Here is a 26,096-nt window from a genome sequence, read left to right on the forward strand (position 1 = left end):
CGGCCGAAGCGGCTGCGATGGTGGTCAGGAGTGCTGCTGCGATGGTCTTCATTGTCTTGAACCTGTGAACCTTGCTTGATCGAACTGTGCGGTTCGATGAGTATGATTTGGCGTATGGCGGTGGAGAATTCAATACCCCATTGCGCACAATCGAACTGATTGGTTCGGTCAAGGTACCCGGTATCCGAAAGGATACTTGACGTTGGGGTTGAGGAAAAACAGAGGGTTAGGGGCCAAGCGGGCCGTCATTTAACTATTACATACAACGATTATTTTTTAATGCTTTCACCCTTTTGTGACAGCGGGTGAGGGGATCGGGAGATGGGGCAGAGGCTTGCGGAGGCGTCTGAGGCGCGGTCAGCCTCCCCATCGCCGACAGGCCGTGAGCGCTTTGAACCCGCCCGTGGTCGGACGAAAACGACGACGGCAATTCGGAACATGCCGCCTGCTTGGCTTTTCATTTTCTCGAGAATCGGGCTTGACCTCCAGCCGACGCCCGGACATAAGAATGGCGAACCGTACCGTACGGTACCCGGAGGCGCGCATGTCCATCGACAACCAGACCGCAGAGTTTACCCCGCGACAGAACGCTGTTCTCGCCGAGGCCTTGCGTCTGCTCGTGGAAGGAGGCGACAAGGCTGTGACGACGGCCGGTCTCGCGCGTGCTGCCAACTGCTCCAAGGAAAGCCTCTACAAGTGGTTCGGCGACCGTGACGGTTTGCTTTCGGCGATGATCTCCTATCAGGCGAGCAAGGTCCGGACATTCGAGCGCCCGGGCGAGCGCCTGACCGTCGCAAGCCTGACCGATCACCTCGAAATTTTCGCCCGGGATCTTCTTGAAGTCCTCGCCGGCGATGTGTCTCTGGCACTCAACCGGCTTGCCATCGGGCAGTCGAGCCGCGACGGGTCGAAGCTCGGCACGCTGCTTCTTGAGCGTGGACGCCGCCAGATCGATCGTCGGGCGAGGGCGCTGCTTGATGCCGGTCAGCGCGACGGCTTGCTGCGTTTTGGCGACGGCGAGGAAGCCTATCGTACCCTGTACGGCCTGATCGTCAGCGACCTGCATGTGCGCATGTTGCTCGGCGAAGTGCCACAGAGCCACAAATTCGGTGCCCGGGCGTCAAAGGCGGTATCCGCCTTCCTGGCGCTCTATGGCACGGATCGAGTCTTGGCGGGCCTTGACGGGGCATCCCGTTCGGGCTCTCCGAACACCAATATCCACCACAACTGACAAGCATAGGGAAGGACACTACAATGCGCGTCTACTACGATCGTGATGCCGACTTGAACCTGATCAAGTCGAAGAAGGTTGCCATCATCGGCTATGGTTCCCAGGGTCGCGCGCATGCGCTCAACCTGAAGGACTCTGGCGCCCAGAACGTCGTGATCGCGCTCAAGGCCGGCTCTGCGACGGTCAAGAAGGCCGAAGCCGACGGCTTCAAGGTCATGACTGTTGCCGAAGCTGCCGGCTGGGCTGACCTGATGATGATGGCGACCCCGGACGAACTGCAGGCCGACATCTACAAGGCCGACATCGCTCCGAACATCCGTGACGGCGCCGCCATCGCCTTCGCCCACGGCCTCAATGTCCACTTTGGCCTGATCGAGCCGAAGTCGACCGTCGACGTCGTCATGATCGCGCCGAAGGGCCCGGGCCACACGGTTCGTGGCGAATACCAGAAGGGCGGCGGCGTTCCCTGCCTCGTTGCCATCCATCACAATGCCTCGGGCAACGCCCTTGAGCTCGCTCTCTCCTACGCCTGTGGCGTTGGTGGCGGCCGTTCGGGCATCATCGAAACCTCCTTCAAGGAAGAGTGCGAAACCGACCTCTTCGGCGAACAGGTCGTTCTCTGCGGCGGTCTCGTCGAGCTGATCCGCGCCGGTTTCGAAACCCTGGTCGAAGCCGGTTACGCTCCGGAAATGGCCTATTTCGAGTGCCTGCACGAAGTGAAGCTGATCGTCGACCTGATCTATGAAGGCGGCATCGCCAACATGAACTACTCTATCTCGAACACCGCCGAGTGGGGCGAATACGTCACCGGTCCGCGCATCATCACGGCTGAAACCAAGGCTGAAATGAAGCGCGTGCTGCACGACATCCAGACCGGCAAGTTCACCTCGGACTGGATGCAGGAATACCGTGCCGGTGCGGCCCGCTTCAAGGGTATCCGCCGCATGAACGACGCCCACCAGATCGAAGAAGTCGGTGCCAAGCTGCGCGGCATGATGCCCTGGATCGGCAAGAACAAGCTGGTCGACAAGGCCCGCAACTAATCTGGTGCGTCATCCATGCACCCTGCGACTCATGATCTGCAGCGGTGCTGGACGTGCCGAGGAAAAGGTCGAATGGCCGGGAAGATATCGCTTCCCGGCCATTTTTCATTGTCCCGGAGCGTGTCCATGGAGGTCGGAGGTCAGGCAGAGCCCGCCAGACGATGTGCCTGATCGCTGTCGCAGACCCTGTCCCGCCCGGCCGCCTTGGCTTGGTACAGGCGTCGATCCGCCCGGGCCACCAGGGTGTGTTCGTCATCTGCCACCTCGGCAAGGGCGACGCCGATGCTGACGGTCAGTCGAGCCGAATTCCCATCGTCGAGTGTGAGCAGAAGGTTGCCAACGCTAAGACGCAAGTCTTCAGCAATGCTCAAGGCGGAATGCGCATGATCACCGTGCAGCAGGACGGCGAATTCTTCACCGCCGTAACGTGCCGCGATACCGTCGCATTTGCGGATCCGGACGAGAAGAAGGTCGGCGAATACGCGAAGAGCCTGGTCGCCCGCCTGGTGGCCGTGGGTGTCGTTGAAGCGCTTGAAGTGATCGACATCGATCAGGAGCAGTGCCAGAGCGTTGCCGCCGTTGCGCGTCAGGAGAAGATGGCGGCGCAGTTCTTCGTCGAAGCTGCCGCGGTTGTCGAGGCCGGTCAGCGCATCAGTGCGTGCATGGCGGCGAAGCTGCTCATTCGCATGCATCAGCTTGTCATTGCTGTCCGCCAGGGCCCTGACGAGGATCTGGGTCTTCCTTTCGGCAGCCAGGCGTTTTTCGTCCATGGCGATCAGGCGGACCATGTAGCTTGCCAGGAAACCGACATAGGCGAGACAGATCGGCACCATGATCCAGTTTCCCTCCCGGATGGCCGCGATGTTGACGAAGAGGGTAATGGTGAGAATGACCACCAGCGTCGAGCGGGGGGCGAGATAGGCGCGGGCCGCACTGGATTGCAGAATTCCGCAACCAATCGCGAGAACCACGACCTGGGTGTCCGCACTGCCACCGCTGTAGAGAATGGCGAGTGCGATGCCCCAGGCGAGCCCTGAGAGCATCGAAACGACCGTGAACAGCCTCAGCCAGGGGCGAATCTGATCTGACGAATCCCGTTTGCGAAATCGGGCGTCCGCCATGCCGCGCATCGTGACCTGCGCCGCCAGGATCGCGGCCACCGCAGCCACCTCGAACGTGCGTCCCTCGAGCAGCGGGAAGATCGCAGCACACAGTATCGCGATTGCCGCCACGATATGGGGAAGGATGTGGAACAGGACGGACAGATGCTCCCATGGCGGGTTCGTCTCGTCGTCGATCCCAATCATGGGTAAGGTCAGTTTGTGCATTTGCAAAGGACGGTTCCTTCTGACGTGCCGGCAAGTATAGACACAAGTCCTTCAAATTTTAGTGGTCGCTCAAAAAGAGACTTTAAATGGTTTCCTTCCGGTGAATGCGGGCGTCCATGATAGGTCAGCATTGTTGACCTATCGTGTTTTTCATGTTCTGCTGTTCAAAGAAGACCACCTACGAGGAAACACCATGCTGAACTGGGACCACGTTTTCGCCACGCGCTCGTCACGCATGCGCGCCTCCGAGATCCGCGAATTGTTGAAATTGCTCGACAAGCCGGACATCATCTCGTTTGCTGGCGGCATTCCCGACCCAGCGCTTTTTCCCGAACGGGAGTTTGCCGAGGCATATGCGGACCTCTTTGCCGGTGGAAAGGCTGGCGGCGCTCTGCAGTATTCCGTCTCGGAAGGGTATCTGCCGCTGCGCTCATGGCTGAAGGATGAAATGGGGCGGCTGGGGATCGCCTGCGAACTCGACAACATCTTCATTACCTCGGGCTCGCAACAGGCGCTCGACTATCTCGGCAAACTGCTCCTGTCCCCCGGCGACACGGCCCTCGTCACCTGGCCGACCTATCTTGGTGCATTGCAGGCCTTCAACGCTTACGAACCGCTCTATGACCAGCTGTCGATCGGCAATCGAACACCTGAGAGCTACAGGGCGGTCGCTGACGGGCAGGGGAGTGCCGTAAAGTTTGCCTATCTCTCGACCGATTTTGCCAACCCGACGGGCCAGACGGTCAGTCTCGAGGAGCGACGTCGGATCCTGGCTCTGGCTGATGCGCTCGACATCCCTGTGCTGGAAGACGCGGCTTATCAGCATCTGCGTTACGATGGCGAGGCCATTCCACCGATTCTTGCGCTGGACATTGCCCGCAGTGGCGGCATCGATTCCTGCCGCACGATCTATTGCGGAAGCTTTTCCAAGACCCTCGCGCCGGGTCTGCGTGTGGGCTATGTCGTGGCGGCCAAGCCCGTCATCCAAAAACTTGTGCTGATGAAACAGGCCGCAGACCTGCATTCCTCGACCATCAACCAGATGGTCGTTGCCGAGGTGGCCGCAAAGCATTTCGCAGCCCAGATCGGAAAGATCCGGTCAGCCTATGCCGCCCGTCGCGATGCGATGCTGGCGGCGCTCCAGAACCATATGCCCGAGGGAACCGAGTGGACGCGCCCGGAGGGCGGCATGTTCATCTGGGTCACGTTGCCCCGGGGCATGGACGGCGCTCATCTGCTTGCCCGGTCCGTCGAGACGGAAAAGGTGGCTTTTGTACCGGGGCAGGCGTTCTTCGCCGATCGCTCCGGTGCCAATACCATCAGGTTGTCCTATTCCTGCGCCAACGAGGCTATGATCGAGGAAGGCATTCGGCGTTTGGGCCGCTTGGTGGGACAGGCGCTCGCGCAGGCTGCCTGACAGCCTAGGCACGCCGGCCTCGGGTTGCGGATGCGCCACGGGCGTGGTTGAGTGCAGTCCGTCCACCGCTTCTGCAACCGACCCTCTGTCAGATGTTCATGTCTCTTCGCATCGCGACCTTCAACATCGAAAACCTGATCACCCGCTTCGATTTCACCGGCTATCGCAACCAGCTGAAGTCTGACCGCGTGCTAAAGCTGTTCGATATCAAGTCGGAAGCCGACTATCAGCGGCTCGAGGCCGCGCGGATCGTGTCCTCTGCCGACGACACCCGGCAGCTTTCCGCATTGGCGATTGCCGACACCAATGCCGACATCCTGTGCCTGCAGGAGGTCGACAACATGGAGGCGCTCAAGGCCTTCGAATATGGGTATCTCTTCCGGATGATCGGGTCAGGGTATCGGCAAAAATATCTGGTCGAAGGCAATGACAGTCGCGGCATCGACGTGGCCGTCCTTATGCGGGAGGAGACCCGGGACGGCCAGCCGATCGAAGTGCGTGATGTCACCAGCCACGCCGCACTCACCTATCACGATCTCGGTCTTTATCATCCGGGCCTCGGGGAGCGGATCCAGCCAGATGACCGCATTTTCAAGCGCGACTGCCTGGAACTCGATTTGCGTGTCGGCGGCCGGCCGCTGACAGTCTATGTGGTCCACTTCAAGTCGATGACCAACGGTCGCGACGGTATGGACGGGCGCACCTCCACCATGCCGATCCGTGAGGCCGAGGCGAAGGCCGTACGTCACATCATCGAAAATCGTTTCGGGCGCGAGCATGCATCACGGCGTAACTTCGTGATCTGCGGCGATATGAACGATTATCAGGAGCGCATCGACGTGATCGGGGACCGGCGTTCAGGCTATGATTATGTCCACCGGCCGGATCTGCCGAGTGCGCTCGATGTGTTCTCGCATGACGGTTTTGCAGAAAACCCCATGCTGAGACGGGACGCAATTGATCGCTGGACGCTCTATCATGCGCGTGGGCCCGAAGAGCAGCACCTGTGCCAACTGGACTATATCTGGCTTTCTAAGGGGCTCGCACAGGCCAATGCGCAGGCCTTGCCCGAGGTCATCCGCAACGGCCAGCCATTCCGCACGCCGTTTCCACCGGGGCAGGAGGTCGAGCGCTATCCGCGTATCGGATGGGACCGGCCCAAGGCGTCCGACCACTGCCCAATTGCCATTACGCTGCATCTTCCATGAGCCATTTTTCTCCTGATGACGTTGGACTGCCAGCCGATGGCAGCCTGCACCCGGTTCATTCGCTGGCGCTCAGGATTTCGCCTGGTCCCCATCCTCTGGATACCACTCAGGTTGCGGCGATCTCAGAGAACTGGGAGCGCGAGGTGAGTGCAAACCCGGCACTGTTCAACGGAAATCTGATCCTGCAGCGGGAGATCCGTTACAGCGACGGCCATCTCGAAGCGCGCGGCCATGTCTCGAATTTTGCCACTTTCCTTTGGTGGCGGCGGCAGCCGGAGTTCGCAGGGGCCTGCCACCTGTTCGGCTATCCGGTCATCGTGTCCTCCGACGGCGCGCTGATTGCCGTCGAGATGGCGCCCCATACCGCCAATCCCGGACAGGTCTACTTTGCGGCCGGATCGCTGGATATGTCCGATATCGTCGATGGTGTTTGCGATATCGAAGGCAATATGCGGCGAGAGGTGATGGAAGAGACAGGCCTCGATCTCGATCAGGCTGTCGCCGATCCGGTGCTTTACGCCAGCTATCGTTCGCGGCGCCTGACACTGGTGCGGCTTTTTACGTTCGAACAGACCGCAGAGGAACTGGTGCAGCGGATCGATGCCTTTGCCCGTGATTGCGCCGAACCGGAGATCACCCGGGCGGTGGCGATCCGCGGTGGTGATCCGGCCGCGCATCGCTACGGCGTCGCGATGTTGCCGATTCTCGCCTGGTACTACGGCCACAGGCAGTGATCAGCGCTCGGCTTGCCTTGCCGTTTCGCGTCGGGCAGTGTGTGCCGCGAGCGTGACCTTCAACGGAGACAGGCCCGTGGCGAGACAATATGCCATTTACGACGTGTTCACCGACCGGAAGCTGGCGGGCAATCCGCTGGCAGTGATCTTCGATGGCGCTGGTCTTTCTGACGACATGATGCAGACAATCGCCAGCGAAATGAACCTGTCGGAGACCGTGTTTGTACGGCCGGCCGACCATGCGTCTCATACTGCTCGGATCCGCATCTTCACGCCGGGACGGGAGCTGCCCTTTGCGGGACATCCAACGGTCGGGACGGCGATTGCGCTGGCAGAGCGCACCTATAACGGCGCCACTGCCAATATGGATCTCGTCTCCGTCCTGGAGGAAACAATCGGGCCGGTTCGATGCGCCGTCAGGGTGAGGCCGGACGAGGCAAGTTTCGCCGAGTTCGATTTGCCCCGTCTGTCGAGCCGTCACGATCATCAGCTGGATCGGCAGGGGCTTGCCGATGCCCTTTCGGTCAAAGCCACCGCCATCGGCTTCGAAAACCACCAGCCGATGGTCTGGAGTGCCGGCGTGCCGTTTCTCCTGGTTCCCCTGCATGATGTCGCGACGGTCGAGAGTGTCGATTTCGATACGCAGTTGTGGGAGCGCGTGGCGCCGATGAGCGAGGGACGATTGACATCGGCCTATGTCTACTGTCGCGGAGGCGTTCATCATGCCGCGAAATTCCATGCCCGCATGTTTTCGCCCGACATGGGCATAATAGAGGATCCGGCGACGGGGTCCGCGGTGGCAGCGCTTTCGGGGGCTATCCACCACTTCGACGGCCTGCCGGACGGGCACCACCCGATGATGATCGAGCAAGGTGTGGAGATGGGGCGGCCGTCCTACATCCATCTTCATATCGACGTCAAAGATGGCGCTGTCTCGCGGGCGAGGATCGGCGGTCAGGCCGTTCGCCTTGCTTCTGGAACGCTGGACATCTGAAAAGATTGCATTTTTTTTGGTTTTTGAAATTTTTTTGACCAAAGAGCCAAGATTTTTGGTGGCGGCGCTGGACAAGGTCCCCGATCCTGTTTATACGCCCGGTCACGCCACCGGAAACGGGGCGGACAGCACTGAAACCGGTGCAGGCGGGTGATTAGCTCAGTTGGTAGAGCAGCTGACTCTTAATCAGCGGGTCGTAGGTTCGAGCCCTACATCACCCACCAAATTCTTCCGATAAATCAAGTCGTTGTGCTGTTCCCTTAGTCAGAACTCTGAGCATGGCAGGTTGTCGGATTGCGCTGGCGGTGAGCCTATTGTCGGGCTCTATCTCTCCCGTGACTTCGAGCTCCCCGCAAGCCGGTATGGACACGCCCTCGCGACAAGACACGTGCCCCGCCATGCGCACCCGAGTGCGCCAAGCCGTGACGCACAGTGATGCTTTCATCATGCTGTAGCCGGGGAAACCGGTTCACCCTTTGGCGCAGGGCTTGTGTTGACCGAAGGGTTTGATCGACCGACCGTGCTTGCGGGCGCCGTCATTATCGGTTGCTGATAATAGCCGTCATATCGACCGTAATATTTCTCGGGTCCGCCTGACGGGCCATATTGTGATACCAGGTCCATGTCAGTCTTGTTGAGGAGTACGCCGAGGATCTTCGAGGCGACGAGCGGCTGTGCATCCAGAAGATCGGTAACCAGCTGTACAGGGGTCTTTCCCCATTCGACGACGAAAATGAAGCCGTCCAGCTGACTGGAAAGTACGTTGGCATCCATCACGGGCCCAAGCGGAGCGAGATCGACAATCACATATTCGAAATGCTGGCGGGCGCCATCGATGAGGCTCACCATGCGCGGGGATGCCAGAAGCTCGGTGGACGAGGGCATCTGCTCGCCCGCGGCTCGAGGGGCTATGGGTAGAATCGCAAGCTTTGACTGTGCGTCGACCCGAACAAGACTGGTCCAGGCGACGTCACTGGCAATTGCCTCGACAAGGCCTGCCTTTGGCGCCGGCTTCAGCATCCGGCTGAGCCGGGGCTTGCGAAGATCAGCGTCGATCAACAGAGTTCGCTTGCCGCTCGCTGCAAGCAGCATGGCAAAATTAGTCGCGACGGTCGTCTTACCTTCGCCGGGCAGTGACGAGACCACACCGATGACCTTGTTCTGACCTGCCTTGAGGTTCATATCGCTGACGAGCTTCACGTTGCGCAGCGTTTCGGCGAAGGCCGAGTGTGGCGCTTCGAGCACCAGCCTTGTCATCCGCTCGAGCGGTGGTGCAGGTAACGGTCTGGGAGAGTTTTTGCCGCCTTGCTTGACCAGCCGTCGCAAGCGTTCAAAAGCCGTCATCGGCTTGGTGCCGACAAGCGGAAGATAGCCAAGAGAGGTTTTACCTAGTTCCGAAGAAATCGCACGCACAAGTCTGAAACTACGGTCCTGCACCTCCTTCGCGAAAGCGAGCGCACTGCCAGCCATCAAGCCGAGCACTGTCGATAGGGCCAGTACCATGGTTTTCTTCGGACTGGACGGCGAGACAGGAACACCCGCATCCGAAATCACCCGGGCTGAGGGTATCGTTGACGTCTGGTTCTGGTTCGCTTGCTCGAAGCGTTCCAGGTAAGATTGATACAGGGTTCTTAGCGAGGTCGCCTTTTGCTCAAGTTCTCGCAAATGTACGAGGGACTGCGTTGCAATAGAATTCGTACCAGTGACCCCTTCCATGCGTTGGCGCAGCGCCTCTTCTCTGGAACGGGCCACTTCATATTCGTTTCTGTAACTTTCCGTAAGCCGCTGGAATTCTGAATAGATCTGCTGAGCGATTTCGTCTTTCTCCGCCTTCAGCGCCACGGCCTGTGGGTGGTCTGTCCCGAAGCTTCCGGTGACCTCTCGCTCCCGCTGTTCAATTGTGAGGTAACGTGCGCGCAGATCTTGAAGGACTGAATTGCCCGCATCGCTCGTTCCGACCGTTGCGTTCCTGGCAACTGAACTTGCTCCCTGGTCGACGATCGACTTGAACTGTTCGTAGCGAGCCGAGGCCCTTGCTACGTCAGTCTGAGCGATGGTCAACTGGCTGTTGAGATCGGTCAGCTGCTGTTCTGACATCAACTCGCCGCGCGTCGAGGTCAGGCCGTTTTCCGCCTTGAAACGTTCAACCTCGAGCGCGGCCGTCTGGGCGCGTCCTCCCAGGTCGTCCAATCTTTCCTTCAGCCAGATCGAAGCGCCCTCTGCTGCGTCGAAATTGGCGTTGAGTTGATCGGCTTTATAGGCAGCCGCATATGCATTGGCGACCTTCGCCGCCAATCGAGCATCCGGTGAGCGGTATGACAGGGCAACGACTGCACTTCGCCCGACACGTTCCACCGTGATGGATTGCTGCAGCATGGCTGCCGCCTTCTGCCTCTTGGCCTCTGTCGAGCTTGCCTCGGAAACCTCGTCCGTAAAGAGGCCAGTTATGCTGCGCGGGAGCGACTTCGCGGTTTCAAGCACGCTCTTTGGCGGATTGAGGATCGTGTCGTTGTCGGCTAGCGCGGCCTCATCGACAACCCTCAGGGCCAATTTGTTCGACTTCAGGATTTCCACCGCGCTCGAGATTTGGGTGTCAACCTGCTGCCTGCTCTGCGCTGGCGCGAGTTCCTCCTGGGTGTACCGGGCCATCTCCTCGTCCAGCAGGATCTGCGTCATCGACGTGTAGACCGGGACTGTCGCCACGAGGTAGGCAACGCCCAGCAGCAGAAAGGCTGCTGTCGTCAAGGCAATCATCACTCGCCTGCGCCAAGCCGATGCCAAGAGCCGGTCAAGGTCTATGAATGAGTCACTGTCATCCTTGTTCGCGCGCATTGCGGCATTGTGGCTGGGGAGGGGGAGGCTCATATTCTTATTCCGCTTCGAAAGGTTTCGTCTGGAGGTTCTCTCCGCCGTCGTCATCGCGTGCCGCAACCTTGTGCGAGGTTGCAACCAGTGCTTCAGGGGCTTCCAAAGCCACGTTCGTGGGAGGCAATCATCGATTTCAATGAATCAAAAACCAGCGCGTTGATGTCCGCCCTGGCAAGTGCAAAGGCCACGTTCGCTTCAAGGAAACCATGCTTGCAACCACAGTCGAACATTCGACCTTGATAAGGGTGCGCATGGAATGTTTCGGTTTTGCTCAAGGTCACCATTGCATCTGTCAGCTGGACATCATCGCCGGCGCCGCGTGGCTGGTCAGCCAACTTATCGAAGATGCTGGGTTGCAGGATGTATCGACCATTGAGAAAGAGATTTGACGGAGCGTCGTCAGGGTGAGGTTTTTCCACCATCGTAGTGACGGCAAATCCATGGTTCACAGTGTCGCCAACGCCCACGATGCCGTATTTCGATACGTCTTCGAGTGCACACTGCTCGACTCCCAGGATATTCCCGCCCGTTTCAGCGTATAACTCAACGAGACCGGCCATGCAGCCGCGTTTTCCGTGCGAGACCATATCGGGCAAGAGCAAAGCAAAGGGTTCGTCCCCCACCATCTCCCGGGCACACCAGACAGCGTGGCCCAGGCCGAGAGGCGCTTGCTGCCTTGTAAAACTGACGGAGCCTGCGGTCGGAAGCATGTCGGCCAGTTCTGACAACTGTGCGGTCTTCCCCGCGCGCGAAAGAGAACTCATGAGCTCTGGAGCAATGTCGAAATGATCTTCTATGATCTGCTTGTTCCGACCGGTTACGAAGATGATATGCTCGATACCGGCCTGACGCGCCTCATCAACGGCATACTGAACGACAGGTCTGTCCACGATCGGAAGCATTTCTTTCGGCATCGCCTTGGTAGCGGGCAGAAAACGTGTCCCGTTTCCCGCTACGGGAATGACTGCTTTTCGAACAGGTTTTGCGTGTGACATGCCCAAAAATCCTTCTTAAAACAGAGGCTTTGCCCTTCAGGGCTGCTGCATCACCGAGCCGTTTGGTTGTCTGCTGAAATTTCGAAGTCGCCGGATCCGCTCGGCAACAGGCATCCTGAAATGGCGAAGCGCTGCGGGATTGTGCAGAGCGGTGACGAGGGCTTGACCGTAAGACCGTCGCTTCAGGCAGTCGATCATTGTCAGGAAGGCGTGCCCATGAATAAGGCTGCGTCGGCGGCGACTTTGCGCGGACAAGGCTGGGGCGTCCAGCCGATAACGGCGAAGGAAATCGGCGTCTGCGGCGATCATGGCCTCGACATGGTCCAGCCGGAGCTCGCGCGATATCGATCCCTCTGTGATATGATAGCAATAGCCGACACTTGGGTCGACGACACATCGTCCGCCGGCTGCCAGCGCGGACGCCAAAAGGATGTAGTCTTCACCAATTCTCAGGCTCTCGCTGAAGCGCAGCCCCCGCTCTGACAGGAATTGTCGTTTGAAGACCGGCTTCATGTAGCCAAAGTTATGCTGGGAGTGGAAAAGCCTGTTGGACTGAATGAAGGTGGGCAGGGTGAGTTCCTGATTGTCTGCCAGGTGGCGCGCGTCGAACATGGCCTTGGTCTGGCCATCCACCGTGACCACGGTCAGGTTGTCGACGGCGATCTGGGCATTGGCGGCTTCCGCCTTTGCGATCATTCGAGCGAGGCGCTCTGGAAGAAGGGTGTCGTCTGCATCGAGTACGGCGATCCAGCAACCCCGAGCCGCATCGATCGCGGCGTTGCGTGCAGCTCCCGGTCCCCGGTTCTCCGGCAGAGCAACGACCCGTATGCGCGGATCGGCGATCGCGCGAACGGCCGCAAGGGTGGCGTCGGTCGAGCAATCGTCACTGACGACGACTTCCAGGGAGACACCTTGTTGCGCCAAGGCGCTTGATATCGCGCGGTCGATCGTCTGAGCGGCATTGAACGCGGCGATGACAATGCTGACGTCGGGCTGCGGCTGAATCATCGGGAAATGGCCTCCAGGTCGCCGTATTGCCGAATTTCGCGCAAGCCGATCAGGCCGCTGACCGCGCCGATATGCAGCATGGCGCGCAATGCATAACGGTTGCGCTTGATCGCAAAAGGCGTACACACCAAGCCTGCCAGAAGACAAAAGCCCGCCTTGGCAGCAGCGAGAGCGATTTGTATCGGCCGCTTCGCCAAGGGCGCTTCTGACGCACGCAGGCGGCCGTGGGTCTGGCCCATGCGAAAGCGGCGTTTGGCGAGCCAGGACAGCCGCGCGCGCGCCGGCGGCACGGGCTCTTCGACAAAGGCCTCCGCGGCGTAGGCAATCTTGCCGCCGGACCGATGAAGGTGGGTGAAGTAGTCGGTATCCTCCCCGCCGCTCTTACCAAGGGCAAGACTGAATCTGCGGCCGGCGACGGCCGGCGATCCCCGGCGCAGCAGGACGTTACAGGTATAACCAGTGCGGATCTCTCCCCCGACCCAAACCGGCGCTGTCGAATGAAAGTCGCCGCTCCGCATCCAATGAGGAGCGTCATGCCCATAGCGCGCCCTGACCGGTCCGAGCACCGCATCGGCGCCTGTCGCCTCTGCGGTCTTGAGCAACAGCAGCAGCCAATCGGTGGAAGCCTCCTCATCGTCGTCTATGAAGGCCAGGAAGTCCGCGTCGCTGTTTTGAAGACACGCGTTGCGCGCGATCGATATGTTGGCGACCGGGCAGTGCACATAGAGAAGCTGGAACGGCAGCAACGGGCAGAGCCGGTCCACCAAGGGGCGGGCTGAGGGCGACGCATCATTGTCCGCAACGATGACGCGGACGCAAACACCTTCGGGCAAAACAAGGCCTGCCAGCGATCGCAGTGTTTGCTCCAGCTCCGGGCGCCGGAAGGTGCAGACGCCTATGTCGACGCGGGTCAGTGGGGTGATGGCGAAGGTGCTCATAACGAAGGCTCCCTCCGTGCCACCTTGAGGGGAGGCCGCGAAGCGCTGCTCATCACTTCGCGCCAGAAACCGGCTGACCAGGCGAAATGCATCACCATGGCCGACACGGCGGCAAGCGGTGCATGTGCTGTGCGTTCCTTGACTCCCAGCCACACGCCGTAGCTGACACAGGCCCCGACCCATATGGCAAAGGGGATCGCCGCCGCCCAGTTTATGATGGCGAAGAATGCGCCGAGTGTCACGGGCGCCACTCCAAGCGGAATGAGCTGCCGTAGGCTCGGGAGCGCGCGATGCTTGAGGAAGTTGCGTGCGCGGCCACGACCGTAGCCGAAATACTGTCGAAACAGCGGTCTCACGCTCGAACGTGGATAATAGACCATCTTTGTTTTGTTGGTCATCCAGATGCGAAAGCCGGCGTTGACCAGCCGATAGTCCAGTTCCGCGTCTTCATTGTGCTGGAAGTTCTCGTCATAGCCGCCGACCTGGCGGAAGCTCGCGATGCGCATCAGCGCGTGATGCCCGTGGTTCGTCCAGTGACTTGCCGCCCCGGATCGATGACGCGACCCGCCATTTCCGAGCTTGGAATTCTGCGCGAGCGCGGTGGCTTTCTGGAAAAAGCCAATGCCGACCGTCTGCATGCCGACCACAACGGAATCGGCGCCGCTCACGAGCGCCTCCTCCATCAGCGTCTGACAATAATCCGGGGGATAGTCGCCATGGGCGTCGATGCGGATTAAAAACTCGCAGTCGTTGCCGTAATGGGCAACGGCCAGATTGACCGCGGCGCTCTGGATGCGTTTCGGATTGTCGAGAAGCAAGATTTTCGGGTTTTCGGCCGCGATCCGCGCCACGATCGGGCGTGTGCCGTCGGTGCTGCCTCCATCGGCCACCACGATGCGCGCATCGAGTTCGTCAAGCGCGCTTCCGAGGTTATCGATCACCCCCTCGATATGGGCTGCCTCGTTAAGGCAGGGAATGACGATCAAGCAGCGGGCGGGTCTGCCTCTTTCATTCATCATAGGGTGCTTCCTTGGCGGCTAGAGGTGGGGCAAGAAGATCGGCGGAATGCACAGCCGGTCGGCCGGCGGCCAGCGTTGAAAGACGTTTCACCAACTGCTTGCAGTCGGCCCTGCTGAACGTCCACGGGGCCGGTCCGAGCGAATGGATGCGCTCGACTGCCGCGCCATAGGTTTCATCTTTCATGGAGGTGAAGAGGTCTGTCAGCCGGTCGGTCGACGCATCCGGCAAGATAAAGCCGAGGTTTCGCGCCGCGAGGAAGCGAGCGGTTTCGGTGCCTGCGAGGGCGATCGGCACCGTGCCGTGGCGGCAGCTTTCGTAGAGCCGGTTCGGCAGCAGCCAGGACGAATTCTGCCCTTCCTCGAAGAAGTCGATCGCCCAGGAGAAATGGACGTCGGAATAGAGGCGGGCGAGATCCTCCGGGTTGCGGTAGGAGCCATGGAAGGACATGAAGGGCTCATTGCGCACAAACCCATCGAAATCGTTGAATTCCGAGTAGGCCGGCCGGCCACGCAGGACAATCTCAACACGCCCAGCCATGGCGCGGGAGAATTGCGACAGCAATGCGAGCGATTTGGCGCAGCGCAGCGCGCCGAACCAGCCGATGCGCCAGGGCAGCCCCGGACTTGGCGGAGTTGCGAGCGCCACTTTTGCCGGGTCATCCTCGTTAAGGTCGAGAACCTGATTTTGCAGCAGGAGCGTCGGCAGGTCGAGACCGGATATTGTCCGGAAATACTGCTCGATAAAAGCGGGAGAACTGGTGATCAGCAGTCCGGCATTTCGCCCTAGTCTCGTTTCCGCCGCGCGCAAGACCTTGCCAACAACATCGTTGCGCAGCAGAAGGCGATGAATGTCCAGGCACTCGTAAACGATCGGCACATCGCCGCCGAAGTGGGACGTGGCCCGATTGGCCACTGCAAGCATTTCGAGGTTGCGTGCGACGATGACATCCGGCCTTGCCACCTTGCCGAGCCTCGCTCCGATCGCCAGGCAGGACCTGGCGACCGCGCCGATGCGCTGGGCGAAGCGTCCGTCGGCCGTCTTGCCGAGTTCGATCGGTGCGATGCCCTTGACCGTCGTCAGGGCGTTCTCGCTGCGGCGAAAGCCGGCAAGCGTCACCTCAGCGCCGCCGCTCTGAAACATCAGCACACGCCGACGCACGGCGGGATCGGCGAGGTCATGGACCAGATAGAGTATCTTCAGCATGAGACATCCATTCTCAGTGGCAATGCAATGTCACTTCAGCTTGCAGACCAGCGATTGATCGAACTGGCAGGCGTCGCCGGGGGCGGTGAACGCGAGACGGTCGACCTGCATTCTCGACGGCGAGGAAAAGGAGAAGGGGCCCATCCAGTTCGTGAGCGTGTCGGTGCCCCAAAGGCTCAGGAAGATTTTCTGGGCATTTGTCGGGATCTTGGTCGGGTCGGTCACCTCGTGCACGAGCTCGCCGTTGACGAAATAGCGCAGGCGCTCCTTCTCCCAGACAAAAGCGTAGTCGTTGAAGGCTGTACTGGCGCCGCCCGGAACATCGGCGAGTGCTTCGTTGCCACCCTTGCCGGAAATGTATTGGTTGACCTGAACCTGGGAGGTGTCCTTACCCAGAACCTCGAAGTCGATTTCGTCATGCGGCTTCTTGTCGGTCGGTCCGATATAGGTGAAGAACGCGGAGTTCAGGCCCGGCGGCTCAGCACTCTTCATCCGCACCTCATAGGTGCCATAACCGAACCGGCTGCGCGTTTGGATCTCGCCGCAAACGTATTCCCGCTCACCGATCCGACGCTTGTCGAAGCCAAGTTCCAGCACGCCGTTGGAGACGGTGACCTGTGTCTTAGACCAGGTGCAATTCTGATGCGGTCCGTTGTTCCAGCCGTCCGAGACGTACCAGAGGCCGCTGTCCAGCCGGTCGAAATTGTCGACAAAGGACTTTCCGCTTGCGTTCGGCTGCGCGCCGGCGGTGCTGCTCAGTGCAATCCCCAGCGTGGTGAAAAGGGCGAGACGATAGGCATGTGCCGTGGTTTTTTTTGTCATAGGCGGTCACCTTTGCTGAGAGGCAAATTGGCAGGACGACCCTGCGCTTGCGCTCGCACACTTGGGCACGTCACGGGTGATCGGACCCGGTTGCCGGTGAGGATGGCAAGAATGCCCGGCGCCAGATGATTCAGCAGGGCATGCGAGGCAAGAAGCACGGCGATCGTGACAATCGGTGCGAGGATGTAAAAAGCGAGATAGGGCACGCCTTCCGTGCGGTTCCAGATCATCCAGAGGGCCACCAGGAGCGGGTAATGGGCACAGAAGATCCAGAAGCTCAGGCCGCTGCCGGTGCCGAGCCGGCTGCCGAGGCGCGTCTGGATCAGCAGTCCTGACAAGGCCCAGGCGCCAAAAATGCCCGACATGGAAACGAGGTCGCGCGAGACATCGAGCCACTGCGGGTATTGCGGACCGGTGGCATAAAGACCGGCAGCGAGCATCACCGATGCTAGGCCGACCACCGTGATCACGGGCCTTGCATGGGCGTCCAGCCGCTGCACGTCGACCTGATGCAGAGCGGCAAAGGCTCCGAGGCTGAAGCCGAACAGGATGGACTTCTTCAGAAATATGCCGCTGGGCACCGGCAGCACCGCATAGGCGAGAAAAAGGAGCAGCGTCGTGCGCGGATAGCGTGCCACCAAGTGTCCGATCACCGGTGACAGGGCGAGGCAGAGCAGAAGATCCCGCAGGAAGTACAGCGGGAGGTTGACGGGCCAGGCCTCCAGCGCCAGTGCGTGACTTGTCACTTCCCGGGGTGTCGCATCGGCCACGTTGGGCAGATAACCATGACCAATGCCAAGGCTCTGCGCGACCAGAACCAGCAGAAGGAAGGACAAGTTCCAGAGGAGGAATGGCAGGAGCACAGTCCTGGCTTTTGTGCGCATGACCTTCTGGTAGTCGAAGTCCGAGAGCCCCCTACGAAACAGCAAATAACCGGAAATCGCGCTGAGGCACGGCACGCCGATGCGAAACAGGCTGTCTCCGAGATAGATGCGGATCCAGTCCCCGATGCCGTGGGTGCCGAGATAGGGGCTTGTGGCCGGATCATAGGGAATGTGCACAAACACGATCCCAGCGATGAGCAGGACCCGCATCAGGTTGATCCGTGATGATACGTTCGCGCCAACGTTCACGATGTCAGTCACTCCTATTGTGGACGCCGCAAATCGCGACCGTTCAAACCAGAGCAGACTTCAGCCCGCATCCCTAGGTTAGGTTCGGGAAGGGGGTAAAATGTGGCATTGCAGCGAAAAACGAGGTGTTGCCTGCTGCGGCGCAGCAAAAACTTGAGCGTCTACGCGGTCGGACCTGAACGCACAGCTTTGCGTCAGATCACGAAACACGCTGCTTTTCATCGGCCTATCGAAACTCATGAGGCTTTACCCGATGAGCGTTTCAGCCGCGGAAACCCAAGCGAAATTTTCTCAATCGAACGGCTTGAGAGGCAGATCGGGTGCGCTGCTCAGGCGGTTTGTGGCGGAAATGGGGCGGCCTCTACGCCGCTTCGGCCGCCGATTGTCACGATCCTGATGATTCCGTCGGGGCGACGGTGCGCTTGCGGAACAACTCCGTCATCTTCTTCAGCAGCCGACGTTCCAGCAAGAGGGTCAGTGCGCCGTAAAGGACACCGCCGATGCCGATGCCAACGACAAGCTGAAGAAGGGGATTGGGCAGAAGATGCCCGTAGTCGTTGAGCAGATAACGCAGGACAAGCGCCATGGCGATCGCCGATGCCATGGGGCGACCGGCGAGAAGGAAGCCGGTGAGGGGGGCGCGATCTCCCTGATGCACCACCCAGGAATAGCCAACCAGGACGATGGCATTGACAATGCAGAGGGCGATCATCGCATCCGTCAGGCTGCCATGGATCGCCGCATAGGCGACGGCACCTGTCGTGGCGATGGCGCGGATCACGGCCCACCAAAACAGCATGCCACCGCGACCGATACCCTTCAGATAGGGGATATAGGTGCTGCAGGGGGTAAGGATGCCCTTCGACAGGGACAACAAGGCAAGCACGGGCCAGGCATGGGCCCATTGTGGACCGAAGAGAACGAGCATCCCGGGTTCGGCAAGTGCCCATAGGCCAAACATCATTGGCGCCAAAAGGACGGTTGTCACCTGCGTGGAAAGTACGAGCGCCTGCAGCCGGCGTTCCCGATCCTGCATCATGCTGCTGAAAGCCGGAAAAAGCACGCCCATGACGGCAGACAGCACCACCTGGTTTGGGATGCTGGCAAACCGATTTGCCGCCGAATAGGCGCCCGCGTCGGCAAGGCCGAGATAGCGGGAAATGATGACCATGGGGGATTGGAAGGTGATGAAATTGGCAATCTCCGATCCCATCATGCTCACGCTGAAGCGCCCGAGCACCAGCACCTTGCGTGGGCGAAGGACGAAACGGGGCATGTATCGCGAGACGGCGTACAGGCCGGCCAATCTGATAAGTGCGGAGGAAAAGAGCTGGGCGACCAGTGCCCATACGCCGAATCCGAGGAGAGCCAATGCGACGGCGATCAAGGCTCCAGCCGCCTCCGAAATCATGCTCCACAAGGCGTCTTGAGAGAACTGCATGCGCCGGGCCAGGAGGGCATAGGCGACGTCCCCCGTCAACTGAAGCGGAATCAGCGGGCTCATGATCCTCAGCAGATCCCCGGCCTCTGGTGCCCCGAGCAGAGCGGCAAGTTGATCGGCGGTCAGAAATACGAAGAGTGCCATACCCAGGGATATCGCCAGATTGGTCCAGAAAACCGAGTGCACGGTCTCCATGTCCTCATCCGGCTGGATGACCAGTCCAGAGGCAAAACCTGCCCCGCCGATCATCGCCAGAAACTGCACGAGGGCCAGTGCTACGGCCACGGCGCCGAATTCCTCGGGCGAGAGGATACGGGCCAAAATCGGGACGGTGACAAACTTAAGCCCGAATGTGCCTGTCTTGGATAGGACACTCCAGCCGACGTTCCGTGTCACCGACTTCGCGTTCACTGCTGGCGACATGGCGAAATCCTGGCGGGTTTGGGAGGAAAAACGGCAATAAAAACAATGTGCCCCACAAGGGCAAACAGTAGGCGAAGACCGCGTAAACCTCTTTTAGATAAACCGCAGGGGCGAAAAGATGGCGAAGCTGACAGTTATAATTCCGTTTTACCAGAAAGAGCCGGGCATCCTTCGGCGCGCATTGAGCTCTGTCTTTGCCCAGACCTTTTCCGACTTCGACGTGATTGTTGTCGACGATCAGTCGCCTTTTCCGATCGACGAAGAGCTTGCGTGCCTGCCGAAGGACGAGGTCGAACGGATCACCGTAATCCGCCAATTGAACGCTGGCCCTGGCGGAGCGCGCAATACCGGCCTCGACGCCGTGAAGCCTGACACCGAATTCGTCGCTTTTCTCGACTCCGACGATGTATGGACTGCTGACCACCTCGCCAACGCCTATCTCGGCATGACGCGCTTCAACGCCGATTGCTACTGGGCGTCGATCAGCGGCGGCGAGGCCTTCTACTACCATTTCGGCGTTGCTGAGCTGGAGTCGACAGAGCAGGTCGTCCGGCTTCAGAACTCTCCACTGATCGTTGAACTGCCGGAAATGTCGAGCGTGATGCTGCGGAACTGGAGCTTCCTGCATCTCTCCTGCATGGTGCTTGGTCGGCGGCTGTTCCGGTCGATCCGCTTTGAGGCGGAACTCAGGCTCGCGGCGGAAGATGTCCTGTTTTTCTGCGACTGCGTGCTCGCGGCCGATCGTGTCATCCTGTGCGACGCGGCAGGCGCCGAACGCGGGGAGGGCCTCAACATCTTCCACGGTGTCGACAACGATTCACCGCAGTTCCTTGAACAGCAGTTCAACACATGGGTGGCGCTCGACAGGCTCGAGCACCGCTTCGACGGGCGCGGGCAGGAAGTGGCGTCCATCCGCAGCTACAAGCAGACGGCACGTCGTCAGGCGCTGTGGAGCCAGGCGCGGCTCGTCAAACGGCGCAAGCTGCCGCAGGTCGACCTTCTGGCGCAGTGGATCTGGCGCGATCCGCGTCTCTTGGGCAGCGCTGTCGCGCTGGCGGCCGCCAAGTTATCGCGTCAGGCTTGAGGCTTGGTGATTGCCTCCGCATCGGTGGCGGTGTCCATCGTTTGATCAATTCGGCCGTAAATCAGGAGTGACCGATGAATCCATATTACTGGGAATCACAGCACGGCAATTTCGGCGACGACCTCAATCTCTGGCTTTGGGACTTTCTGCTTCCCGGCTTTCGCGACGTCCATCCGGAGGTTCTTCTCGTGGGGGTGGGGACTGTTCTCAACACAGCGCTCCTCCCGGCGGATGGGCGCAAGCTGGTGCTTGGAAGCGGCTATGGGTATGGCGCCCTTCCGGACATGGCCGATCGTACAACATGGGATGTGCGCTGCGTGCGCGGACCCCTGACGGCCGAACGGGCGGGCCTCCCCGCTGACATGGGCATCGTAGATCCGGCGGTCATGGTCGCCGACATGCCGGAGTTCAAGACGCTCCCGAAACTCCATCGCAAGAGCTTCGTTCCGCACTGGGAAACGGCGACCGCCGGGATCTGGTCGACGATTTGCGAGACGGTCGGTCTCCACTACATCGATCCGCGTGGAGACGCCAAGGAGGTCATCAAGGCCATTGCCCAGTCGGAAACGATCATTGCGGAGTCGATGCACGGTGCCATCCTCGCCGATGCCTTTCGTGTGCCGTGGGTTGCCGTAACGACCTCGCAGAGTATCAACAGCTTCAAATGGAACGACTGGGCGAAAACGGTGGGCGTGTCCTATTCTCCGCGGAGGGTACCGGTCTCGACCCGTGCAGAGGCTGTGCTGAAGGGCGCGCGTTTCTGGGGCGTCGATTTCAAGGATGACGGTATTCCGTCCGCCGCCGCACCAAGTGGATTGTCGAACGATGGCGGGCCTTTGGTCGCGACTGCGGAACGTCAGCAGACCAAACTGCGGGGGGCTGCCAAACAGGCGCTCGCTCTGCCGTCAGTCCTGGCGCTCTGGCAAGCAAGCCGCGCCGAACCACAGCTCAGCGTCGATCATGTCCTCGCTGACCGCAAGGCGCGTCTGCTTGCCGTGATGGACGACGTTCGTCGCGATTACTTCTGAGCGGGTGCCGCCGTGATTGGCAGGAGGTAGCGGAGCGCAGGTCCGCTGCCCTGATTTGCACTCTCGAGTGCCGGGCTGCGGAAACGCTCGGCCTTGTCAGCGAGAATGCCGCCGGCGATGGCGGGCAGCGCCAACGGATGTAAGAGCGCGTAGCGCAGAGCCGCTGCCGGGCCCTCGTTCCTCTTTAGGTCTAGGAAATGACGGAGCTCGTAGCGTTCCCGAATGTGGCGCTCATGCTGGCGGATCACCTTTGCTGCTTCGGATGTGAGGTCGCCCGACTGCAAGATGGCGCGGTCAGCTTCGTAAAGCCGTCTCAGATCTTCGGTGCGGTGCTGACCGCTTAGCGAGTTGTGCCGGACCACGGCGCCATAGCCGCAGACATTGCTCACACGATAGCGGGCACCCTTGGCCAGTGCCCTGACATACAGGTCATAGTCTTCGCCCAGTCGCAGTTCCTGGCGGTAACGCAGGTCGAAGGCATCCAGGAAAGCTCGCCGCATGACCGGCTTCAAAAATCCGGTCTCGGCCCTGCTCTTGCCTCGCCGCGAGATATTCCCGGCGACGAAGTTTTCAAGATCGATCAAGCTGGAGGTGGGCTGGAATGCCGGCACCTCGACACTCGCCGTGTTTGCATGGCTCTCGTCGATGAACACGATGTTATCGGCAACAAAGTCCCAGTCGGGAAGTGCGAGCAGGTTCGCGAACCGTCCCGGCAGGAAGAAATCATCAGCGTCAAGCACCGCGATGCATGGGGACGAGGAGATGTCTATTGCGTGATTGCGCGCTGCAGCCGGTCCGCGGTTCTCGTCAAACCGAATGATCTGCAACCGTTCGCTGCCGTCATCAGCGCCTTGGGCCGCGCGGCTGGTATGGTCTGTAGAGCCGTCGTCGATGACGATCACCTCGGCGACTTCCGGCTCGGCCAGGGCTGATGTCACCGCACGAGAGATTGTGGCCGATGCGTTTTTCGCGGCAATGATGACGCAGATCGATGGGGTGCTCGTCACGCCTCTCTCCTCGGTTCGGCAAGTAATCAATCACTGCCCCGCAGGGATCAGCCAATGAGGAAAGAATGAAGTGTGATCGTGACACAAACGGGGCGGACTGAGCGCCTTGTGCAGCGGCAACCCGATGCGTCTACGGGTGGGGACGTTCAGGCGCGTTTAATGGTGCCACCCTCACGGCAGCTGACTTAGCGTCCGTGTTCTCTGATTTGACGCCATCTCCGCCAGATGCCTCTTTTGCCTTGTCGCGCGCTGATCGATAAACAAGCACGAGCACGCCGATGAAGTATCCGAGTTGCAGCAGAACGGCAGAGACTGCTGTCTGCCAAATCGTAGTACCGATAGAACCCGTCAGCATGTATGTTCCGATCGCAAAAGCGATCAGTGCACCCGTCATACTTATAAGGATTCGAGGCGCATACATTACGCGCCCTCCATTCTGCGATGCGTTCTCATGGCGGTTCGCCTTCTCCTCAAAGGCATTTACATAGATATGTTATCATTATGGCAGAGTGCAACGCCCGAGCCTGTGCGAAAGCAGTGGTTTTTCAGTTATCAGCTGAGCCTTTAAGATCCGTTAGCGCCGAAAACTATGGGAACTCTGGGTTGTTATCCGGTGGGTTTCCGTTGCCCCAGAGGCTGCGAATCAAAGGCGGTGACGTGCAACGGCCACATTTTGGGTTTGGTTTTGTCCGCGCCGTCTGCGCGCTTTACCCTCTGGTGTACTGTAGACGATCACTTTTTGTTACAAGTTGCGTTTTCCGCCGCGTTGCAAAAAGTGCAGCGCAGCATAATTGTGCGGCGCAAAATCGATTTTGAGTCGAGAACATCTCACTGGTTGCAATGCAGTACGATGTCGGGGGGAAGACCTGCATTGTATAAATCTAAAAAACCGCGATGCCGCGGTGCAGTAGAACGACGCGCGATACGTGAAACACGGCTAAAATGTCGCAGTTGACACTTAACAAGCCTGCAAAGCCTGCGGGTTGAAATAAACCTGCACTTGCGTCGCCCGATGGCTGCCGTGACCGCTCGGCCGGGCTCTGGCGCTGGTAGGCAACTTTGATTTGCGCGGACAAATTGTCACCACACAGTGGACCTTGGATAGCACTTTGCGTCCCGAGGGACCCGACCAATCGCAAAACGTAAATGGAGTTACCTCTATGAAGTCCGCGACCCGATCGGCCAGTTCGCCGTTTCTCCCTACGCATACCGTCCCGATGTCGCCGGTCGGAGGAATCCCCAAGCGCGGATTCGATATCCTACTCGCTGTATCGGCCCTGATTGCGCTCAGCCCACTGTTCCTGATGCTGATGGCTCTTGTGAAATTTTCCGATGGAGGTCGGATCTTCTACGGGCACAGCCGCATAGGCCATGGCGGCCGAACATTCCGCTGTCTGAAGTTCCGCACGATGCGGGAAGATGGTGACCGAGTCTTGAGGGAATATCTGGAGAAGAACCCGTCCGCCTATGCGGAATGGCACGCCTCTCGTAAACTGCAGAACGACCCGCGGGTCACGGCAGTGGGCGGGGTGCTGCGAAAGCTCAGCCTCGATGAGCTCCCCCAGCTCATCAACATCATCCGTGGCGAAATGAGTGTGGTCGGTCCACGTCCGGTTGTGGAGGATGAGCTCGAATTCTACGACGTCGCAGCCCAGTACTATCTGCGCAGCCGTCCTGGCCTGACAGGGCTCTGGCAAGTCAGCGGGAGAAGCGACGTCACGTATGAGTCCCGCGTCGCGCTGGATTCGCACTACGTACAGAACTGGTCGCTGATGACGGATCTCAAGATCATCGGTCTGACCATACCGGCCGTTTGTTCAACGCGCGGTAGCTACTGAACGCCTGCCTGACAGCTCGCGGGCGGACATGACTGGTCCGAAAACAGCCAAACGAGGATAAACCATGTCTTTCATCGGCAGCGCCAGCTCACAGCGGCGCTCTTACTCTCGCACGCCTGTCACCAGGCTGGTTCTTTGTCTGATCATGATTGCCATTCCGTTGGTTTCGGCACATGCCGACGCCTACCGGTTGGACGTGATGGACAAGCTTCGGATCCGGGTCGCCGAGTGGCGCACGGCGGAAGGGCAGGTGAGGGACTGGTCGACTGTCAGCGGTGACTACACCGTGGGTGCATCTGGGACGGTCTCTCTGCCATTCCTCGGCGAATTGGCAGTCTCAGGGAAAACGACCGCCGAGGTCGCAGACGAGGTCGGTGCGAAGATGCAACAGCTCTTCGGACTGAGGGACAGACCGTCGGCCTCGGTGGAGCTGGCGCAGTATCGTCCAATCTATCTGGCCGGAGAGGTGCAGACCCCCGGCGAATATCCCTATGCGCCGAACATGACCGTTCTCAAGGCTGTCAGTCTCGGTGGGGGCCTCAGACGTGGTGATACCGGCCAACGTTTTGCCCGAGATTTCATTCGCGCCGAGGGTGACACATCCGTGCTGGTAGCGGAACGGTATCGCCTTCTGGCGCGTCGAGCACGCCTGCAGGCCGAGATAGCCGGAAGTACGACGATCTCCATGCCGGAAGAGCTCAAGAACATGCCGGATGGTGCTGAACTCTTGGCGAGCGAGACCGCGTTGATGCAGACCCGGGACAAGCGGCTGAACCTGCAGCTCACCGCTTTAGCCGACCTCAAGACGCTGTTGAGCCGGGAAATCGAATCCCTGGCCAAAAAGAGCGAAACACAGTCGCGCCAGCTCAAGCTGGTCGAGAGCGACCGTGAAAAGGTCTACAATCTGACGGAGCAGGGCCTGACGGTCAGCTCGCGGCGGCTGGCCATCGAACAACAAGTGGCTGACCTGCAAGCGGCGCTTCTCGACATTGACACAGCCTCCCTGAAGGCGCGGCAGGATATCAGCAAGGCTACTCAGGACGAAACCGATCTTAGAAATGATCGGGATGCGCAGCTCGCGCAGGAATTGCAGAATACCGAGCGGGAACTGGATACGATCGCGCTCAAGCTCGCCACGAGCCGCGATCTGATGGCTGAGGCCATGATGCAATCGACAGCAGACGCCGTACTTGCCAAGCAGACTTCAGCAAGCGTCAGCTACTCGATCGTCCGGGAGGCGGGCGGCAAGACGAGTGAGATACCAGCCGACGAGAATACGAAAATCCTGCCTGGCGACGTGGTCAAGGTCGCTGCCGGTCTGGCGATGCGGTGA

23 protein-coding genes and 1 tRNA gene are annotated in these 26,096 nt (G+C 59.8%); 12 read left to right on the forward strand and 12 right to left on the reverse strand.

Annotation, left to right across the window (positions count from 1 at the left end; all coding sequences use genetic code 11):
• The first annotated feature begins 544 nt into the window (after window positions 1-544).
• Together H6M51_RS09705 and ilvC are read left to right on the forward strand one after the other, a co-directional pair.
• Window positions 545-1,231, forward strand: a complete 687-nt coding sequence (locus H6M51_RS09705; RefSeq protein WP_185809665.1) for a TetR/AcrR family transcriptional regulator — start codon at window positions 545-547, stop codon at window positions 1,229-1,231.
• Between the two features lie 23 nt (window positions 1,232-1,254).
• Window positions 1,255-2,274 carry a ketol-acid reductoisomerase gene (gene ilvC / locus H6M51_RS09710; protein ID WP_185809666.1) on the forward strand — a complete coding sequence of 340 codons (1,020 nt, stop codon included), beginning with the start codon at window positions 1,255-1,257 and terminating at the stop codon, window positions 2,272-2,274.
• A gap of 140 nt (window positions 2,275-2,414) precedes the next feature.
• On the opposite strand, the gene H6M51_RS09715 is transcribed toward ilvC, so the two are convergent.
• Complete coding sequence (locus H6M51_RS09715; RefSeq protein WP_185809667.1) at window positions 2,415-3,602, reverse strand: GGDEF domain-containing protein; 1,188 nt, start codon at window positions 3,600-3,602, stop codon at window positions 2,415-2,417.
• A 193-nt stretch (window positions 3,603-3,795) separates the two neighbouring features.
• On the opposite strand from H6M51_RS09715, the gene H6M51_RS09720 reads away from it, so the two are divergent.
• The 6 genes from H6M51_RS09720 (at window position 3,796) to H6M51_RS09745 (ending at window position 8,179) form a co-directional block, all read left to right on the forward strand.
• Window positions 3,796-5,019 carry a PLP-dependent aminotransferase family protein gene (locus H6M51_RS09720; protein ID WP_185809668.1) on the forward strand — a complete coding sequence of 408 codons (1,224 nt, stop codon included), beginning with the start codon at window positions 3,796-3,798 and terminating at the stop codon, window positions 5,017-5,019.
• A 98-nt stretch (window positions 5,020-5,117) separates the two neighbouring features.
• Window positions 5,118-6,227 carry an endonuclease/exonuclease/phosphatase family protein gene (locus H6M51_RS09725; protein ID WP_185809669.1) on the forward strand — a complete coding sequence of 370 codons (1,110 nt, stop codon included), beginning with the start codon at window positions 5,118-5,120 and terminating at the stop codon, window positions 6,225-6,227.
• Complete coding sequence (locus H6M51_RS09730; protein WP_185809670.1) at window positions 6,224-6,961, forward strand: NUDIX hydrolase; 738 nt, start codon at window positions 6,224-6,226, stop codon at window positions 6,959-6,961. Before H6M51_RS09725 ends, H6M51_RS09730 begins: the two co-directional genes overlap by 4 nt.
• 76 nt (window positions 6,962-7,037) lie before the next feature.
• Window positions 7,038-7,955, forward strand: a complete 918-nt coding sequence (locus tag H6M51_RS09735; protein ID WP_185809671.1) for a PhzF family phenazine biosynthesis protein — start codon at window positions 7,038-7,040, stop codon at window positions 7,953-7,955.
• Entirely contained in the window at window positions 7,930-8,109 is a 180-nt protein-coding gene (locus H6M51_RS09740) for a hypothetical protein (RefSeq protein WP_185809672.1), read from the forward strand. The genes H6M51_RS09735 and H6M51_RS09740 overlap by 26 nt, the downstream gene beginning before the upstream one ends.
• A tRNA-Lys gene (locus H6M51_RS09745) sits at window positions 8,104-8,179 on the forward strand. The genes H6M51_RS09740 and H6M51_RS09745 overlap by 6 nt, the downstream gene beginning before the upstream one ends.
• 220 nt (window positions 8,180-8,399) lie before the next feature.
• Here H6M51_RS09745 and H6M51_RS09750 read toward each other — a convergent pair.
• The 9 genes from H6M51_RS09750 to H6M51_RS09790 all read right to left on the reverse strand — a co-directional run bounded on the left by H6M51_RS09750 (window position 8,400) and on the right by H6M51_RS09790 (window position 19,806).
• Complete coding sequence (locus tag H6M51_RS09750; protein ID WP_281418941.1) at window positions 8,400-10,787, reverse strand: polysaccharide biosynthesis tyrosine autokinase; 2,388 nt, start codon at window positions 10,785-10,787, stop codon at window positions 8,400-8,402.
• A 125-nt stretch (window positions 10,788-10,912) separates the two neighbouring features.
• A complete protein-coding gene (locus H6M51_RS09755) occupies window positions 10,913-11,818 on the reverse strand; it encodes a UTP--glucose-1-phosphate uridylyltransferase (protein WP_185809673.1) in 906 nt (301 codons plus the stop codon).
• A 36-nt stretch (window positions 11,819-11,854) separates the two neighbouring features.
• On the reverse strand, window positions 11,855-12,826 hold the full coding sequence (locus H6M51_RS09760) for a glycosyltransferase family 2 protein (RefSeq protein WP_185809674.1): 972 nt from the start codon (window positions 12,824-12,826) through the stop codon (window positions 11,855-11,857).
• Window positions 12,823-13,764: a glycosyltransferase family 2 protein gene (locus tag H6M51_RS09765; protein WP_185809675.1), complete on the reverse strand. Its 942-nt coding sequence runs from the start codon at window positions 13,762-13,764 to the stop codon at window positions 12,823-12,825. Before H6M51_RS09765 ends, H6M51_RS09760 begins: the two co-directional genes overlap by 4 nt.
• Window positions 13,761-14,783, reverse strand: a complete 1,023-nt coding sequence (locus H6M51_RS09770; RefSeq protein ID WP_185809676.1) for a glycosyltransferase family 2 protein — start codon at window positions 14,781-14,783, stop codon at window positions 13,761-13,763. Before H6M51_RS09770 ends, H6M51_RS09765 begins: the two co-directional genes overlap by 4 nt.
• Window positions 14,773-15,987: a glycosyl transferase family 1 gene (locus H6M51_RS09775; RefSeq protein ID WP_185809677.1), complete on the reverse strand. Its 1,215-nt coding sequence runs from the start codon at window positions 15,985-15,987 to the stop codon at window positions 14,773-14,775. Before H6M51_RS09775 ends, H6M51_RS09770 begins: the two co-directional genes overlap by 11 nt.
• A gap of 30 nt (window positions 15,988-16,017) precedes the next feature.
• Window positions 16,018-16,809 carry a glycoside hydrolase family 16 protein gene (locus H6M51_RS09780; RefSeq protein ID WP_185809678.1) on the reverse strand — a complete coding sequence of 264 codons (792 nt, stop codon included), beginning with the start codon at window positions 16,807-16,809 and terminating at the stop codon, window positions 16,018-16,020.
• The gene (locus tag H6M51_RS09785) at window positions 16,806-17,903 is read right to left on the reverse strand and encodes an acyltransferase (protein WP_185809679.1); all 1,098 of its coding nucleotides are present in this window, start codon (window positions 17,901-17,903) and stop codon (window positions 16,806-16,808) included. The genes H6M51_RS09780 and H6M51_RS09785 overlap by 4 nt, the downstream gene beginning before the upstream one ends.
• A 424-nt stretch (window positions 17,904-18,327) precedes the next feature.
• On the reverse strand, window positions 18,328-19,806 hold the full coding sequence (locus tag H6M51_RS09790) for a lipopolysaccharide biosynthesis protein (RefSeq protein ID WP_185809680.1): 1,479 nt from the start codon (window positions 19,804-19,806) through the stop codon (window positions 18,328-18,330).
• A gap of 118 nt (window positions 19,807-19,924) precedes the next feature.
• Here H6M51_RS09790 and H6M51_RS09795 point away from each other — a divergent pair, with 118 nt between their 5' ends.
• Window positions 19,925-20,890: a glycosyltransferase family A protein gene (locus tag H6M51_RS09795; RefSeq protein WP_185809681.1), complete on the forward strand. Its 966-nt coding sequence runs from the start codon at window positions 19,925-19,927 to the stop codon at window positions 20,888-20,890.
• A 74-nt stretch (window positions 20,891-20,964) separates the two neighbouring features.
• Window positions 20,965-21,918 (forward strand): polysaccharide pyruvyl transferase family protein, encoded by a 954-nt coding sequence (locus tag H6M51_RS09800; RefSeq protein ID WP_185809682.1) that lies wholly within the window; start codon window positions 20,965-20,967, stop codon window positions 21,916-21,918.
• On the opposite strand, the gene H6M51_RS09805 is transcribed toward H6M51_RS09800, so the two are convergent.
• Window positions 21,909-22,925, reverse strand: a complete 1,017-nt coding sequence (locus tag H6M51_RS09805; RefSeq protein WP_185809683.1) for a glycosyltransferase family 2 protein — start codon at window positions 22,923-22,925, stop codon at window positions 21,909-21,911. The two genes, H6M51_RS09800 and H6M51_RS09805, sit on opposite strands and share 10 nt — an antisense overlap.
• A 130-nt stretch (window positions 22,926-23,055) precedes the next feature.
• The gene (locus tag H6M51_RS09810; protein ID WP_185809684.1) at window positions 23,056-23,346 is read right to left on the reverse strand and encodes an exopolysaccharide production repressor protein; all 291 of its coding nucleotides are present in this window, start codon (window positions 23,344-23,346) and stop codon (window positions 23,056-23,058) included.
• Between the two features lie 739 nt (window positions 23,347-24,085).
• Here H6M51_RS09810 and H6M51_RS09815 point away from each other — a divergent pair.
• Entirely contained in the window at window positions 24,086-24,763 is a 678-nt protein-coding gene (locus H6M51_RS09815) for a sugar transferase (protein ID WP_185809685.1), read from the forward strand.
• Between the two features lie 64 nt (window positions 24,764-24,827).
• The gene (locus tag H6M51_RS09820) at window positions 24,828-26,096 is read left to right on the forward strand and encodes a polysaccharide biosynthesis/export family protein (protein ID WP_185809686.1); all 1,269 of its coding nucleotides are present in this window, start codon (window positions 24,828-24,830) and stop codon (window positions 26,094-26,096) included.

This window comes from Rhizobium sp. AQ_MP (genome assembly GCF_014237835.1).
Lineage (GTDB): Bacteria > Pseudomonadota > Alphaproteobacteria > Rhizobiales > Rhizobiaceae > Allorhizobium.

What these genes read in the sequence shown, in the direction of transcription:
- H6M51_RS09715 (WP_185809667.1), bottom strand. Translation starts at nt 3,602, where the DNA reads ATGCACAAACTGACCTTACCCATGATTGGGATCGACGACGAGACGAAC.
- H6M51_RS09820 (WP_185809686.1), top strand. Translation starts at nt 24,828, where the DNA reads ATGTCTTTCATCGGCAGCGCCAGCTCACAGCGGCGCTCTTACTCTCGC.
- H6M51_RS09795 (WP_185809681.1), top strand. Translation starts at nt 19,925, where the DNA reads ATGGCGAAGCTGACAGTTATAATTCCGTTTTACCAGAAAGAGCCGGGC.
- H6M51_RS09785 (WP_185809679.1), bottom strand. Translation starts at nt 17,903, where the DNA reads ATGCGGGTCCTGCTCATCGCTGGGATCGTGTTTGTGCACATTCCCTAT.
- H6M51_RS09730 (WP_185809670.1), top strand. Translation starts at nt 6,224, where the DNA reads ATGAGCCATTTTTCTCCTGATGACGTTGGACTGCCAGCCGATGGCAGC.
- H6M51_RS09770 (WP_185809676.1), bottom strand. Translation starts at nt 14,783, where the DNA reads ATGATGAATGAAAGAGGCAGACCCGCCCGCTGCTTGATCGTCATTCCC.
- H6M51_RS09705 (WP_185809665.1), top strand. Translation starts at nt 545, where the DNA reads ATGTCCATCGACAACCAGACCGCAGAGTTTACCCCGCGACAGAACGCT.
- H6M51_RS09760 (WP_185809674.1), bottom strand. Translation starts at nt 12,826, where the DNA reads ATGATTCAGCCGCAGCCCGACGTCAGCATTGTCATCGCCGCGTTCAAT.
- H6M51_RS09720 (WP_185809668.1), top strand. Translation starts at nt 3,796, where the DNA reads ATGCTGAACTGGGACCACGTTTTCGCCACGCGCTCGTCACGCATGCGC.
- H6M51_RS09800 (WP_185809682.1), top strand. Translation starts at nt 20,965, where the DNA reads ATGAATCCATATTACTGGGAATCACAGCACGGCAATTTCGGCGACGAC.
- H6M51_RS09790 (WP_185809680.1), bottom strand. Translation starts at nt 19,806, where the DNA reads ATGTCGCCAGCAGTGAACGCGAAGTCGGTGACACGGAACGTCGGCTGG.
- H6M51_RS09750 (WP_281418941.1), bottom strand. Translation starts at nt 10,787, where the DNA reads ATGCGCGCGAACAAGGATGACAGTGACTCATTCATAGACCTTGACCGG.
- H6M51_RS09815 (WP_185809685.1), top strand. Translation starts at nt 24,086, where the DNA reads ATGAAGTCCGCGACCCGATCGGCCAGTTCGCCGTTTCTCCCTACGCAT.
- H6M51_RS09775 (WP_185809677.1), bottom strand. Translation starts at nt 15,987, where the DNA reads ATGCTGAAGATACTCTATCTGGTCCATGACCTCGCCGATCCCGCCGTG.
- ilvC (WP_185809666.1), top strand. Translation starts at nt 1,255, where the DNA reads ATGCGCGTCTACTACGATCGTGATGCCGACTTGAACCTGATCAAGTCG.
- H6M51_RS09725 (WP_185809669.1), top strand. Translation starts at nt 5,118, where the DNA reads ATGTCTCTTCGCATCGCGACCTTCAACATCGAAAACCTGATCACCCGC.
- H6M51_RS09765 (WP_185809675.1), bottom strand. Translation starts at nt 13,764, where the DNA reads ATGAGCACCTTCGCCATCACCCCACTGACCCGCGTCGACATAGGCGTC.
- H6M51_RS09810 (WP_185809684.1), bottom strand. Translation starts at nt 23,346, where the DNA reads ATGTATGCGCCTCGAATCCTTATAAGTATGACGGGTGCACTGATCGCT.
- H6M51_RS09755 (WP_185809673.1), bottom strand. Translation starts at nt 11,818, where the DNA reads ATGTCACACGCAAAACCTGTTCGAAAAGCAGTCATTCCCGTAGCGGGA.
- H6M51_RS09780 (WP_185809678.1), bottom strand. Translation starts at nt 16,809, where the DNA reads ATGACAAAAAAAACCACGGCACATGCCTATCGTCTCGCCCTTTTCACC.